13 protein-coding genes are annotated in these 15,006 nt (G+C 38.1%); 6 read left to right on the top strand and 7 right to left on the bottom strand.

The window, feature by feature from the left end:
- Nucleotides 1–30: 30 nt before the first annotated feature.
- Nucleotides 31–1,494 (bottom strand): phospholipase D family protein, encoded by a 1,464-nt coding sequence (locus B4C48_RS12925; RefSeq protein ID WP_291357154.1) that lies wholly within the window; start codon nucleotides 1,492–1,494, stop codon nucleotides 31–33.
- 106 nt (nucleotides 1,495–1,600) lie between these two features.
- The gene (znuD, locus tag B4C48_RS12920) at nucleotides 1,601–3,670 is read right to left on the bottom strand and encodes a zinc piracy TonB-dependent receptor ZnuD (protein WP_291357152.1); all 2,070 of its coding nucleotides are present in this window, start codon (nucleotides 3,668–3,670) and stop codon (nucleotides 1,601–1,603) included.
- Nucleotides 3,671–3,933: 263 nt separating this feature from the next.
- Here znuD and B4C48_RS12915 point away from each other — a divergent pair, with 263 nt between their 5' ends.
- The 5 genes from B4C48_RS12915 (at nucleotide 3,934) to B4C48_RS12895 (ending at nucleotide 9,578) form a co-directional block, all read left to right on the top strand.
- Nucleotides 3,934–5,199 (top strand): O-antigen ligase family protein, encoded by a 1,266-nt coding sequence (locus tag B4C48_RS12915; RefSeq protein WP_291357150.1) that lies wholly within the window; start codon nucleotides 3,934–3,936, stop codon nucleotides 5,197–5,199.
- Between the two features lie 74 nt (nucleotides 5,200–5,273).
- On the top strand, nucleotides 5,274–7,064 hold the full coding sequence (aspS, locus tag B4C48_RS12910) for an aspartate--tRNA ligase (protein ID WP_291357148.1): 1,791 nt from the start codon (nucleotides 5,274–5,276) through the stop codon (nucleotides 7,062–7,064).
- A gap of 280 nt (nucleotides 7,065–7,344) precedes the next feature.
- A complete protein-coding gene (locus tag B4C48_RS12905; RefSeq protein WP_291357146.1) occupies nucleotides 7,345–8,211 on the top strand; it encodes a lysophospholipid acyltransferase family protein in 867 nt (288 codons plus the stop codon).
- Between the two features lie 122 nt (nucleotides 8,212–8,333).
- Nucleotides 8,334–8,552 (top strand): hypothetical protein, encoded by a 219-nt coding sequence (locus B4C48_RS12900; RefSeq protein WP_291357144.1) that lies wholly within the window; start codon nucleotides 8,334–8,336, stop codon nucleotides 8,550–8,552.
- 99 nt (nucleotides 8,553–8,651) lie between these two features.
- Nucleotides 8,652–9,578 carry a glycosyltransferase family 32 protein gene (locus B4C48_RS12895; RefSeq protein ID WP_291357141.1) on the top strand — a complete coding sequence of 309 codons (927 nt, stop codon included), beginning with the start codon at nucleotides 8,652–8,654 and terminating at the stop codon, nucleotides 9,576–9,578.
- A 106-nt stretch (nucleotides 9,579–9,684) separates the two neighbouring features.
- On the opposite strand, the gene B4C48_RS12890 is transcribed toward B4C48_RS12895, so the two are convergent.
- Nucleotides 9,685–10,446 (bottom strand): glycosyltransferase family 25 protein, encoded by a 762-nt coding sequence (locus B4C48_RS12890; RefSeq protein ID WP_291357140.1) that lies wholly within the window; start codon nucleotides 10,444–10,446, stop codon nucleotides 9,685–9,687.
- Between the two features lie 79 nt (nucleotides 10,447–10,525).
- Here B4C48_RS12890 and B4C48_RS12885 point away from each other — a divergent pair, with 79 nt between their 5' ends.
- Nucleotides 10,526–11,410, top strand: coding sequence for a glucosamine inositolphosphorylceramide transferase family protein (locus tag B4C48_RS12885; protein ID WP_291357138.1), 885 nt, complete (start codon nucleotides 10,526–10,528; stop codon nucleotides 11,408–11,410).
- Here the strand turns inward: B4C48_RS12885 and B4C48_RS12880 are convergent, their stop codons facing one another.
- Genes B4C48_RS12880 through B4C48_RS12865 form a run of 4 tightly spaced genes read right to left on the bottom strand, consistent with a single transcriptional unit; the run spans nucleotide 11,411 to nucleotide 14,995 of the window.
- The gene (locus B4C48_RS12880) at nucleotides 11,411–12,445 is read right to left on the bottom strand and encodes a glycosyltransferase (RefSeq protein ID WP_291357136.1); all 1,035 of its coding nucleotides are present in this window, start codon (nucleotides 12,443–12,445) and stop codon (nucleotides 11,411–11,413) included.
- A complete protein-coding gene (locus tag B4C48_RS12875) occupies nucleotides 12,442–13,221 on the bottom strand; it encodes a glycosyltransferase family 2 protein (protein ID WP_291357227.1) in 780 nt (259 codons plus the stop codon). The genes B4C48_RS12880 and B4C48_RS12875 overlap by 4 nt, the downstream gene beginning before the upstream one ends.
- Nucleotides 13,215–13,970, bottom strand: a complete 756-nt coding sequence (locus B4C48_RS12870) for a polysaccharide deacetylase family protein (RefSeq protein WP_291357225.1) — start codon at nucleotides 13,968–13,970, stop codon at nucleotides 13,215–13,217. Before B4C48_RS12870 ends, B4C48_RS12875 begins: the two co-directional genes overlap by 7 nt.
- A complete protein-coding gene (locus B4C48_RS12865) occupies nucleotides 13,967–14,995 on the bottom strand; it encodes a glycosyltransferase (RefSeq protein ID WP_291357134.1) in 1,029 nt (342 codons plus the stop codon). The genes B4C48_RS12870 and B4C48_RS12865 overlap by 4 nt, the downstream gene beginning before the upstream one ends.
- Nucleotides 14,996–15,006 lie beyond the last annotated feature (11 nt).

Raw genomic sequence — 15,006 nt, 5'->3', positions numbered from 1 at the left:
TTAGGAGGGATTTCTATTCATAAATCAAAATTAAAACGTCGACAACCCGCTCCATTCCATAAAACGATAAATCACATATTTCATTTTCGATTCATCTGCATATTGACGGTAATCCACACTCATGTTTTTACCATTCAAGTTGGCCCAAGCCGTATCAAAATAAGCTTGAGCATCCGTAAATACAGCTGCTTGTGATGAACCAACCACGCGTAAATTGGTTTCCAGATTATAGTTTTTGATGTTCCGTGCAGTGAAATTGGCTGAACCTAAAATCAGGTTTGACTGCTGTGCATTTGCTTTGATGATCATCTTGCTATGACATTGCTCACCCTGAGTATTACACCAACGCACCGGCACACCGGCAGCATTTAATTCAGAAGCCACTTGCCGGTTAGGAATACCATTTTTCTTCCGCCCAAAAGCATCCTTATTCGGATCGAGCAAGACACGAACTTTAACTCCACGCTCATGCGCTGCAATCAAGGCTTTCACAATATGTCGTTCAGACAAATAGAACATGGCCAAATCAATCTGCTCTTTGGGTTTGGCAGTTTCAATCAGTTTGAGGGTTGCATCGTAAATGGCTTTTTCCGTCAATACCTGAACCTGAGGTAAAGACTGATCACCCTGAAACTCCCCGGTAATCACCATAGGAATGTCACCTTTGGACATTCGGCCGACTACCTGTTCGGTTTTTAATACATCAATTGCGGTATTACCCGTTACCAGCAAGGCAACGTTGGAATGCCGCGAACTGCCATCATGCGGATTGGCCGAAGTCACCAAAGCTTTCCAGCCTTCAGCTGTATCTGCCACCAAGGTTTTACGGTGATTGGCCTTGAAATTAAACAGATTAAAATAACTGCGCAGGGTAATTTTTTCCTGACCAAATGGATTGGCGAGCCAGCCTTTTTCAGGATTATTACCGGCATCCTGACAACAGAGATACCAGAAGCCCGACCATATTGGATTGGATGCACGCAGTGGTCTTAAATCCGTTTCAATCACATCAATGCCTGCGTTTCTTAACTGACGATAATGTTTGGGTGCAAGACCACCATAGACAGAATTAATCGGATCGGTAATGACTTTAATTTCAATATTTGGCTGAACGCCGCGTTTTGCAATTAAGGCATCGGTGAGCTGTTGTGCGAGTGGGCGATGCGCTAAGGTCGATTCCCCTACTTCGCTATTGAATAAAAACATGTCCAGTACAATGGTGGTCTGCGCTTCATCAATCAACTTTAACATTTCATTAAAAATATGATGGTCTTGCTGCTGTTTTCCAGTCGCATCCAGATAGGTTTGATCTGCAATAAACTTCACCTCAGCATGACGCAACTTACCGCTAAAATTCAGGCCTTCAGGCAACGGCTTATAAGTATGATAAATGGCCGAGGAGAGATATCCCAAAGCCAGCAAACCGATAATCACGCTGATATAACGACGGCGTGACCAGTTCAGTTTCTGATGAATTCGTTGAAAAATACGCATAACAAAAAACCTAGTCCAATATCATCAGACTAGGTTTTATTGCTTGATTTATCAAGAGGATTTCTGTTTCACCTGTTTGGATCAGCAGATTTCAGAATAAGATTTTCTAGAAACCCACTTCCAGACCCACAGTAAAGTTACGTCCTACTTGTGGAATATTCGACAAGAATGAAGCGTGTGAATAGACTTGATCATCCAGCAGGTTATTGGCTTTAAAATACACGCGGTAATCGTTGCGATCTTTCAGTTGGCCCGCATAAGACAGACCCACATTCAACATGTTGTAGCCGTTAGTTTCCTGTTCATAGCTGGCCGTCTTGTCTTGCTTAAACACATGATAATACTCAGCCAGACCTGACCAGTGATCATCAAAACTCGCATCCACTTTGGTTCCTAGACGCCCTGCCGGAACGCGAGGTGCATTTTCACTCTCGATTTTGCCCCGCACATAATCGCCAAACACACCCACTTTATAGGTATCACTCAGTGCATAAGAAGCAGCTGCTTCAGCGCCATAAAACTTGGCTTTATCTTGGGTGTAATCCACCAGACGGAAGTTTTCAAATTTATCTGTGGTTGCCGCATAAATGTAGTTGTCAAACCAGTTGTGATAGACATGTACATGATAATCCAGCGGACCATTTTCATAGTGCAGGCCCAGCTCCAGATTATTGGATTTTTCTGCAGCCAGGTTTTCATTGCCGCGTTCATAAGTATTGGTCGCAAAATGTTTGCCATTGGCATACAGTTCTTGCGCCAAAGGCAGACGTTCTTGATGCGAACCGACCAGTGATAATTTATAGCTCGGCGCAAATTCCCAGTTCAGCGCGCCTGAGTAGGAAAAACCATAATCATCAAAGTCTTTTTTATTGGAATCGATGTCAATTTTTTGCTGATCCAAACGTGCACCCAATTCGACGTGTACATCATCAAACTGTTTATGCTCTAGGGCAAACAGACTCCATTTCTGGGTTTTGTTCGGATCCAGTAAGGCTTCTGCCCCAGTAATATCCAGTTTTTGCTGGTTATATTGAGCACCGATCATCCCTTCCCAGTTGGCAATCGGATTGTGGACCAGTTCTAAACGTGCATCATAGCCTTTACTTTTAAAGCTGGTTTGCACAGCATTTTCTTCAATTTCATCATGCTTGTAGTCAGTATAGCTGGCATGGGCACGCAGCTTTTGAAAGCCGGCAAAAGGATCATTAAGTTCGGTGCGAAAATCATAGCGTTCTGTTTTCAAATCGACCCACGGTCCGGCTGCATGACCATGTTCTTCATCATGATCATGTTCATCATGGTCCAGTGCATGACCTGAATGGTCACCACAAAAGAGTTCATTATCATGCGGATGGCAGTCTTCATATTCATGGCTATGGCCCGGCAAGCCATACTGGTCCTGACGGTTACTGTATGAAATCCCGCTAAAACCGCGGTCATGAATCCAGGACAATCCGACATTGACCGTTTCACCTTCAGCAAAGGTATTGCCGACGCGGCGTTCTTTTTCTAACTCGCCATCATGATCATGGAAATAACCGGGTGCGATATAATTGTTGGCATCACGTTTTGAGCCTTCTACACGTAAAGCCACCTGATCGGCTAAAGCCACCGTGGCACCCGCACTAGCCAGTTTTTCATCACTACCCGTGTTGTAACGTAAGCCCAGCTGACCTTCATAACCCTTTTCAGGCATTTGCGCTGGAATCTTATTATCGGTGACATTGACCAGTCCACCCACTTTTCCTGCGCTATACAGCAAAGTCGATGGTCCACGAATAATCTCGACCTGTTTCGCCAGAATAGGATCAACCGTTACTGCATGGTCTGGTGAAAGCGTAGAGACATCGGCTGTTTCAGAAGCATGCTGCAAGATTTTTACCCGCGCACCGTCCTGTCCGCGAATGACTGGACGGCTTGAACCTGAACCATACTGGTTCGAAGATACCCCAAGCTCACCCGCCAAAGCGTCACCAATGCTCGTACCGCCTTCGGCAAGCTTTTTGTGATCAATCACTTGATCAGCCACTGCAAAATCTGCAGCTGACTGTACTAAGGGATGTGCCTGCAATTTAAGGGTGGCGAGTTGTTGAGTTTTAGCATCCTCATCAGCAAAAACAGCTGGGGCAATAACAGCAAAAATAGACAATGTAATTAAATTCTTATGGAGAAGCATGGAACGGACTCTAGGCTGCAATTTCTGAACAATGTTATAATATAACATTTCAATTTCATTGCAAGAAAAAATGCATACTCATCTAAATTAGATGTATATACATATTTTAATTAAATTTTATCTTGCCATTCCATTGGTCACTTTATGCTAATAGCGAGAAAGTCGATTGGAATTCAGATCCTAAGTTTGGAACAAAAAAATCTTAAGTTAATAATTTTACTTGTTAAAGTATATAATGGCAGCATCTTTCAACCATATTTACTATGATGACTTTACAAAAAACTTTGCTATCTCAGAAAAAAATATTAAAAATATTTTCATGGATTACATTAATAATCCTCACTATATTCTTTTTTAAAATAGTATATCCAATCGGAACACTATACTTTTTTTTCGATTTTATTATTATTTTTTTTATTTTAATTACATTAATTTTTAAAAAAACAATAATAACAAGAGATTTACTAATATTTTGCATAACTCCTTTGATTTTCATAACATTAAATGAATATATATTACATAGTAATCTCCACATAACTCAATTCAAAATCAAACATTATCATCCTTACTTTTATATTTATTCATTCTTACTATTATTACTCCCTACTATTATTAAAAATTTAAAAATTAAGATTCAGACAATTTATATTTTAGCTACCTTAGCATGTGTATTTTCTTTAATTTTAAATACCTATATAAATATAATAGAAAAATTTAATCGTGATAATTTAGTAGCACGTATAGATACAATAATTATTTATGACTATTCTATAATTTGTTTATCATTATTTTCATTAATTTATTCTTTCTTTTATAAAAATAAAATTTCATATGTAATTATCACATTAAGTCTGTTAAACATCCTCACGATTTGTCTTCATGGATCAAGAGGGATATGGGTAAGTATACTAATAATATTCTTAATTATTTTTATTTATTATTATAAAAAACAATCTAAAAAAGTTATTTTTTCTTGTTTATTATGCTTATTTTTAGGAATTATAGGAATATTTGCGCCAGCTTCTCCAATTCAAAATCGCATTGAGGCTTTTAAATCTGATTTATCAGTTAAAAATATTGAAAAATTTAATGAGTCCAGTACCGGGCTAAGAGTTTTAATGTATAAAGAATTTTTTAATAATTTTAAGAAAAACCCTTTATATGGAGTAGGTACAGAAGAATTAGAAAAGCAGCTAACTTTAAAGATAAAACAACCTCATTTACATAATCTCTTTACTCAAGAGCTTGCAAGCCACGGTATACTAGGCTTCATAGGAATGTCTACATTAATATTTTTTCCTTTATTTATTTTTATTTCCACAATTTTCAAAAATAATATTAGCGAATTGCATAGAAATATTTGTGTAACTGGCATATGTATAGTTTTATTTACATTTATTTGTGGATTAACTGATTATACATTCGTAAGAAACTATTCCTTATTTATTTATAGCCTATTAATAGTACTATTATTCACCTATAGCTCACTTTTAATTAGAACTTGTGACAATTCGGCCAAAGAGGCATAATTCAACATTCGAAAAAGCGGTACGCTGTTTACGTATACGCTGACCTTAACCCATATAGTTGGATTTTTTACGCTATGATGCGAACTCATTACTGTGGCTCATTAACTGAAGCCCAAATTGACCAGACCGTAACATTATGCGGTTGGGTACACCGTCGCCGTGACCACGGTGGTGTTATCTTCCTGGACATGCGTGACCGTGACGGTCTTGTTCAAGTGGTTATTGACCCAGATACCCCTGAAGCATTCGCAACTGCGGACAAATCACGTTCAGAATTTGTATTAAAAATTACAGGCCGCGTACGTCGTCGTTATGCAGGTACTGAAAACGCGAATATCACTAGCGGTCAAATCGAAGTTCTGGGTAAAGAAATCGAAGTTCTTGCTGCATCTGAAACTCCGCCATTCCCATTAAATGACGAAAACACCAATATTTCTGAAGAAGTGCGTTTGAAATATCGTTTCTTGGACATCCGTCGTCCAGAGATGTTAGAACGTCTGCGTTTCCGTTCTAAATTAACCAACCTAATTCGTAACTACTTTGAAGAAAATGGTTTCTTAGATGTTGAAACACCGATTTTGACTCGTGCGACGCCTGAAGGTGCACGTGACTACCTCGTTCCAAGTCGTGTTTCTAACGGTAGCTTCTATGCACTTCCACAGTCTCCACAGCTGTTCAAACAGTTGTTGATGGTAGGCGGTATCGATCGTTACTACCAAATCGCTAAATGTTTCCGTGATGAAGACTTACGTGCTGACCGTCAGCCTGAATTCACCCAAATCGACGTTGAAACATCGTTCATGAGTGACGATGACATTATGGATTTGATGGAAACATTAACGATCAAGATGTTCAAAGAACTTCTAGACGTTCAATTCGACAAATTCCCGCGTATGACTTATGCAGACGCAATGCGCGACTATGCATCTGATAAACCTGACTTACGTATTCCTTTGAAACTGGTTGACGTTGCAGACATGATGCAAGACGTTGAGTTTAAAGTATTCGCAGGTCCAGCTAAAGATCCTAAAGGCCGTATCGTTGCGCTTCGCGTACCAGGTGCTGGTGCGCTGCCACGTAGCCAAATTGATGAATACACTAAATTCGTTGGCATCTACGGTGCAAAAGGCTTGGCTTACATTAAAGTCAACGAACTTGAAAAAGGTATTGAAGGTCTGCAATCTCCAATCGTTAAATTCATCGAGCCAATCGTGCTTGATTTGTTGAAACGTGTTGGCGCTGAAAATGGCGATATCGTATTCTTCGGTGCGGACAAAGCCAAAGTTGTCAATGATGCAATGGGTGCTTTACGTATTAAAGTCGGTCATGACATGAAGATGGCGACTTGCGAGTGGGCGCCACTTTGGGTTGTTGATTTCCCTATGTTTGAAGAAACAGATGACGGTAAATGGACATCTGTGCATCACCCATTCACGCTGCCTAAATCAAGCGTTGAAGAAGTGAAGAACAATCCAGGTGCTGCACTTTCTGTTGCTTACGATATGGTATTGAACGGTACTGAAATTGGTGGTGGTTCACTGCGTATCTTTAACTTAGAAATGCAAAAAGCGATCTTCGAAGCGCTGGGTATTTCTGAAGAAGAAGCCGAAGAGAAATTCAGCTTCTTGTTAAATGCATTGAAATTCGGTGCGCCTCCTCATGGTGGCTTGGCATTCGGTCTTGACCGTTTGGTGATGTTGATGACAGGTTCATCTTCAATCCGTGACGTGATTGCATTCCCGAAAACCAAAACTGCTGAATGTCCATTAACTCAAGCACCTGCTCCAGTTGAAGGCAATCAATTACGTGATTTGGGTATCCGTTTACGCGAAAAACCTAAAGCTGAAACTAAACAAGAAGTTTAATGTTTTATTAGTTCAGTGATCAAAACCCTGCTTAGGCAGGGTTTTTTATTGTTTCAAAAATAGGATAGAAAATAATTAAAATTTGATAATTTTTGATAATAATTCACTAGATGCGATATGTTATCTTGTTTAAGAATTAAATCCTATGTGCATTATTACACTAATTTAATTCATTCTATCTTGTTAGTAAGATTCTTTTTTAATCATTTCTATCTTAGATTTTTAGACTCTTGTCAACATTCTAATTTAACCTAATACTTCAAGAGTCCTTTAAGAATTTATGTACTTTTTATTTAAAGTTCTAGCCTTACTACCTTTACGTATGCTGCAAAATCTAGCCTGCTTTGCAGCATGGCTACTCTGTAGAAGCAATTCGTCATTTAAACGTATAACTTGTATTAATCTAAAGTTGGCTTACCCAGAATTGACAGTAGTGCAAAGAGCAAAGTTGCTTCATGAAAGTATTCGAAGTCAATGTTTAAGTTATGTAGAATGTATTAAATGCTGGGGGATGTCACCTCAATACAGTTTAAAACTCTTAAATAAAATTCATGGTACAAACTATTTAACAGAAGCCTTGACCAATCAAAAAGGCGTTATTGTCGTCGTGCCACATTTTGGTAGCTGGGAACTATTAAATGCCTGGCTTTGTACACATACTCAACCCATGATTATGTATAAGCCAAATAAGATAAAAGGCATAAATCGCTATATTTTAGAATCACGTCAAAAGACTAACGCAATATTGGTTCCTGCCGATGAAACCGGTGTACGTTCTATTTTCAAATACTTAAAGCAAGGTGGTCTTACGGTAGTTCTTCCCGATCATTTACCTAAATCTTCGGGGGGTATTTATGCTCATTTTTTTCAGCAAAATACCCTATCCGCTACCATTGTTTCTAAATTAGCATATAAAACTCAGTGCAATGTAGTGGGCTTAAGCTGTACAAGAAATCCCGATACATCTAGTTTCGATATTCAATGTATTCCTCTATCAACGGAAATCTCATCAAAAGAGCTGCAAAAAAGTGTTGGATGCTTAAATCAAGAAATGGAGCTCATGATTGCGAAAATGCCAGAACAGTATATTTGGTCTTATAAACGCTTTAGAAATTGTTATGGAAATGTTAATCCCTATAGAGTTTAAATATTATCTTTCCCCTTCTCATCTCAAGTTAGGTGAACAGAACACCAAAATGGAATGAATTGAGATTGCTGGCTGCTAATGGCATAATAGCCCTGTTTTTCTATTATTGAGTCAAGCAAGCTATGGCTATGCGTCCCGCTGTTCGTAATCGTGGCATTATGTTGATTGTGTTTTCTGTTGTGCAGTGGCTATTTATGCGTTATATCCTAGCCAATGGCTTATTTAACATGCATACAAACGAACGCATTCTATATTTTTGTGTCAGCAGTTTAGGCGGAGCCTTACTTATTTTTGTGGGATTAATTTATATGGTATTGAGAGGAAATCCGGATAAGGAATAACTACGATATTTCTGAAAAAATTTCAAAGTACAAAAATAAATCTTTTTTAAGATATTTATTTTTAAAATTTTATAATATTTAAATTTAAAAGGCTATTGAATGGGATTAAGAAAATCTATAAGAAAAATATTTCGTCTAGTGTCATTAAATATAAGATATTATAAAAACATTAGATTAAAAAATTTAAATCCAGACAATTATGCAGATCCTATCATTTTAAATCCAATAGATGATTCACATGAAATTAATATACCTAAAATAATATGGATGTACTGGGACTCAGAAATCCCCCCTATTGTTCAAAAATGTTTTGATCAAATAAAAAAACTAAATCCAACCTATCAAATTAATGTTTTAAATATAAAAAATACTGCATCTTTTTGCGACCTGAATTTTACTGAATTTAATAATCTTACTCCTCAGCAAAAATCAGACTTAATAAGGTTCTATTTACTATATCATTATGGTGGTATATGGCTAGATGGCAGTATCATAACTTATTCTAATTTAGATTGGATTATTGATATTTGCAATAAAAACAGAACATCTGCATTTGGATATTACAGGGCAGAAAATGTTACTGTACCTGAATATCCCGTCATTGAAAATTGGCTTTTAGCTTCAGAAAAAGGAAATATTTTCTTCAAAAAATGGTTAGATGAATTAATTTATGCATTAAATTTAGGATCGAAGAATTATATTTTAGAAATAAAAAAAACCATTCCTAACTATTCCGATTATTTTCAAAAAATAGGAATACTTGAATACTTAATTGCATATGTTGTTTGTCAAAAAGTATTAAGAGAAACTAAAGCAAGTATTTCATTAATCAATTGTGATAAAAATGCTTTTCTTTATCAAAATATAGGTGCTAAATCTCATACTTACTTTATTGAATCACTTATATTAATGCGAAGGCCGGATATTATGCCAAAACTTATTAAGCTTATAGGATCAGATCGAGCACTTATTTCTCCTTATTTACTAAAACAAAAATTTAAAAAAGATTCTCTTATAGATTTTTAAATATGAAAAAACCGTATTACTTAAGATTGTATATCTAGAGTACCTTTATAAAATTATAATGGTAATAATTTTTTCTTCAAAACTGTTTACTTAAGAAAAAATATTTTTATTTTGGATATTTTTTGTATAAAAACTTTGCAATATTATATCGTAAAGGTGTACCAAAACGACTCATAGGTACATCTGAACTTTCAACTCTTTCCTGTTCAATTGAGCTAAGCTGTGAGTTCTGCTCCCCAGCAGCAATTATTGGATGATCAACAATTGCTGTCATCAAAATCGAGGCTGTTTCATTGAAATCAGTTAAATATCGCCAGTCATCTGCTGCTCGCACAGGACGATGATAATTAATCAATGTCTGCGCAATTTCCCGATCAACAATATAGGCAACGGCATAACAAATTCGCTGATAAAAATCTGGTGATACTTTTAAAATTTTCTGAGATAAAAACTCTTGATCTAAAATATCTCCACGAACTTTTTGACATTCTTTCATCCGAATGCCCCCTATACTGAACAAGGTATTTCTAGGTAACTTAAGCGAAGACAATGCTGTTGATAATTTTTCAATCGTTAAATCATTTGGAAAAATTGCATCATCTTCAATGACAAGAGCATATTCATCATCTGTAGCTAAAAAGGCTTTTAACGCTTCTAAATGAGACAAAGTACATCCCACCATGCTAGGTGATAATGGTTTAGACCGGCCTTTTACACCCAATTCAAAATATTGTTTAGCAGATAAATTCCCTCCCTTAATACCTACTTTGCAGAATTTAGTCTGCCCATCTTTAAAAAAAGGCTGGCTAAATAATTTATTTAAGCGAGGAGAATTATCTTCTTCAATACTGACGATGTAAGTTTTCATAAAATGTACCGCTTTTACCCTAATCGCATAATATCTAATGTAGAATTGGATAGATAGCCTTATATGTTTCCTTACTTATATGATGCGTACAATTTTAAAGAAGTGGTACAAATTTCAACAAAACCAACAACTCAAAAAGTTTAATTCTCATTGGTACATGCGCTTTGGCTGGCTTGATCACCCCTTAAAAAGCCAAGATCAGCTACATAATTTATTTGAAATCCATTCGCCCGGAAAATTCACTTTTGCAGACTGTTTTTATGTGCAGGAAAATGATCGTCATTTTATTTTCTTTGAAGAAGTTGATGATGTACACCCTGTAGGGTTTCTCTCAGTGCTGGAAATTTTCAAAGATGGACGCTATACAGAACCACAAACCATTTTAAAACTGGATTATCACTTGTCTTATCCATGCGTATTTAAAATCGAAAATGACTGGTACATGATTCCCGAAACCAGTGCCAATAAGACCATTGAGCTGTGGAAATGTACCGAGTTTCCTCTGAAATGGGAAAAACATTCCAATATTCTGGAAGGTATTGAAGCTGTCGATAGCACACCTTTTTACCATGAAGGCATGTGGTACCTGTTTAGCTCGACACGCAGAAACTGTAAAAAGTTTGGTGACCGTTTAGACCTGTTCTTTACTAAAGATATTCTTAATTCAGACTGGCAAGAGCATCCGCAAAACCCGGTGTGCAAAGGCCAGCAACAGTTCCGTATGGCAGGCAAACCTTTTATTTACAATGACAAACTGGTTCGACCAAGCCAGGATTCACTCAAACGCTATGGCGGCAATATTGAGCTAAAAGAAATTATTCAACTTAGCCCGACGGTTTATCAAGAACACCTTTTAGAAGTGGTATTGCCAAACTGGAACAATGAGGACGATGGCTGCCACACTATTAATGCAGAAAATAACTTTGTGGTGCTGGATGCAATTCGTTTATCCGCTAAGCAATAGCTAACTCTTTAGCAAATGCTCATAAATATTGAGCGTTTGCTGTGTCATTGCAGCAACAGTCAACTCCGCTTTGGCTTGAGCAAATAAGGGCAGAAAATCCTGCTGAGCATTGCCATTCAACGCATTCTGAATGGCCTGCTGTAATCCTTGTACATCGCCAATTTCAGCCAAATATGCTTCAGGCAGCCATTCAATTACGCCATTCACTTTCGTTGCAGCCATGACTTTATCTGCCTGTAAGGCTTCTACCATCACCAAAGGAAATCCTTCACGGTCTGATGAAAGCACCACGACATCGGCCAACTGAATCAAGTCACGTGCATCGGTTCGAAAGCCTAAAAATGCGACCTGATTTTGCATATTCAATTCAGCAACTTGCTGTTCAAGTGCCGGGCGTAATGAACCATCACCGATGATATACACATTGGCATCTACACACTGCATGGCCTGAATCAAGAGTGCAATATTTTTAACTGGCTCTAAACGGCCAATACACATCACATTTTTTTTGCCCGCACCCAAGGCAGGAAAATTCTTATCAATATCTGCTTTCAATGCCTGCTTTTGTGCATCTGTCAGACTGGGTTGTGCATATACCCCATTATAAACCACATGGGCTTTCGACTCAGGAATCTCTTGTGTTAATGCCTGACTCACGGCAATGACTGCTTCTCCCACCAAATAAGCAGATTTATTCTTTTTGGTGCCGTGAACAGTCGTCACCACTTTAACATTGGCTAAAAATGGTCGAATCCGGGAAATCAGCTCCGCTGCCTTACCTGCCTGGGCATGCACAATGTCCGGCTGAATTTGATTGATCAAGTTTTTCAGCTGCCAGAGTAAGAAAATATTCCAGCGACTACGAGCAAAATCAAGCGCATGAAAATGTACATGTTGATTAAACTTTTCTGCATAACATGGATGTGCAATCATATGCACTTCATGCTGCAATGACATTTCATTGACCAGATTAAATGTGTGCTGCTCTAAACCACCGACACCGCCACTGGTCGCCAAAACCTGAACAATCTTCATGGCTTGTCCTGTTTATTCTTGGACGCATTTTGATACTGTTCAAACAACTTGGCCTCTTTTAAAAAAGCATAAAACGCATTAATCATGCTGTTCACAAAACCACGCCAGCCATTCAAAAAACTCCGGCGGATGAAATATGATTTCAAGAAAGTCACCGGCATAACTAAGCTCAACTTTAACAAGCTTGGATTTTTGCCTTTTTGAAATTTCTCGGCAGCTTTCAAATTGGAATACTGATTGTTTTTTTCCACTTTGACAAAAATGCTGGATTCACCGTAATGGTAAATATCGCCTTGCGCACGAACACTCTGACCATCGACAAGCACATTTTCATGGACCTCATTTTCCAGGTCATAATGCCCTTTACTTTTGCGGAAAAAGCGTACTTTGGCATGCTTTTTCGTGTGCTTGCTGTTCGGCACACCCAAAAATACGTCATTAATTGGCGTGATTAAGGCATCAATCTGATTGGCCTGAATGGTCTGTTCAATTTCATTTTTTAACTCGGATGACAGAACTTCATCGCCATCCAGGTTCAGTACCCAATCATTTTTACACTGCGCCAAGGCCAGACTTTTTTGTCCGGCATAACCCTGCCAGTTTTGGTGCGAAATGCGCACATTCGGAAATGACTGGGCAATCGCATACGTATCATCCGTACTGCCAGAATCCAAAATAATCACTTCAGAAAAATCACGCACACTGTATAAGGTATCTTGAAGCCATGCGCCGCAATTTAAAGTGACGATATAAACACTACATGGAATACTCATAATTTATAACGTCCTTTGGCTAAGGCAATACGCATTTGTAAGGCATTCATCGCCCCGTGTGTGCTGACACGAGGAATATTAAATTGATTTTCCGCTGTATAGGCTTCGATTTTTTTGCGGGTAGACACTGCATTTTTAAAACCAATTTCTTTGGCCATTTGCTGATGCTTTTCATTAAAACGGCCAAAGGGATAAGCAAAACTTGGGCAACGTCCAACCAGTGCTTCAACATCCTGTTTTGAGGCCTGCATTTCTGCAAAAGCCTGTTCATCGGACAGTTTCAGCAAATTAACATGATGCTGGGTATGCGCGCCAAACTCAATCACGCCTGAATCAGACATTTCACAAATCTGTTCAGGGCTGAGTTTTTCAATACCTTCGATTTGGGTTGCCAGGAAAATGGTCGCCTTGGCATGGTATTTTTTCAGCAAGGGATAGGCATACTGGTAATTATCTAAGAATCCATCATCAAAGGATAATGCTACGATATTTTTTTGCCCCTGAAACTGATCCAGTTCCGAAACAAAACAGAATGTAGACTTCTTTTTAGTTAGATATTGCAGCAGTTGCTCAAACTTGGCGGGGGGCATATTCATGCCTGAAGCTTCTACATGTGGCGTGACTTGATGCAGCATGACTATTCTTGGCAAACTGGCGCTACGAAATGGCAGCCAAAAGGTATAATTTCCCAGTAGATATAATACTGCCACAAAGACGACTAAACCCAATACCACATACAATAACCACATTATGCGTATACCTCATGTGACCATTCATAAGCTTCGGACAATGGCTGATCAAACGTCACTTCAAGCATAAACTGGCTAATGCGTTTAGCATTAAAACTGTTGCGTGTTTTATTCCAACCCGCTTCCGCTATACGCTTCGCCTCAACTGGATGTTCTGCATAAAATTTAATTTTTTCAGCCAAATCAAACTGATCATCAAAATAAATCACTTCTTGATCAGAATATAATTTATCGAAGCCTGGAATTCGTGGACTAAATGTTAATAAGCCATTGCCTGTGAGCTGCACAATCCGGTCTGAACTATATAAGGTGACATCATTTTTACGTGAATAATTCAGTCCCATACGTGATTCAGACAATACTTTATAATAGCCTTTCCCATACACGCCCGGCTGTTCAAAACAGCCATAATACTGATATTGAATATGATTATTCTTTAAAGTGTCAGCCAAATCTTTAAGGAATTTTTCACGTTCCGGCTCTTTATACACCACGCCACAGAAAATAAATTCCTTATCAATATTACTTGATTCAAACTGTTTTAATTGTTCTACATTACGATGTCCCACATTGGGCATATAAGCCACTTTTAAATGCGGCTGCTTGAGTTTTTTCAGATATTCACCACCCGTGGTACAGAAAATGGCATCCAGATAGGGTGAAAATTCACGTACAAAACCGAGTTTCTGTTCCAGATACAGGGGGTCAACGTACCAGAAAGCTATTTTGGTTTGAGGATAACGCTGCTTGATTTCTTTGAGCACATTTGGACTCATCAAGTCACTATGTCCCACCAAAACCAAGTCCGGCTCAATATTATCCACAATTTTTAGAATTTCTTTATTGGCCCAGTTCGCACCGAGTTTTTTGGTTTTGAACACTGTTCCCATACGCGCCATATCGCGAAAACTGAAATCATAAACAAAATGACCATTTTCAATTAATCCCGCTGAAATTTTGCGGTCTGTACAGTAAAAATGCGCGCCTTGTTTATTAAAGCCAAAATTCGCAATATGTAAAATTTTCATGAAGAAACAAC

Source organism: Acinetobacter sp. UBA3106, from assembly GCA_002365595.1.
In the GTDB taxonomy this organism is placed as follows: domain Bacteria; phylum Pseudomonadota; class Gammaproteobacteria; order Pseudomonadales; family Moraxellaceae; genus Acinetobacter.
This window is presented reverse-complemented; position numbering and strand designations above follow the sequence as displayed.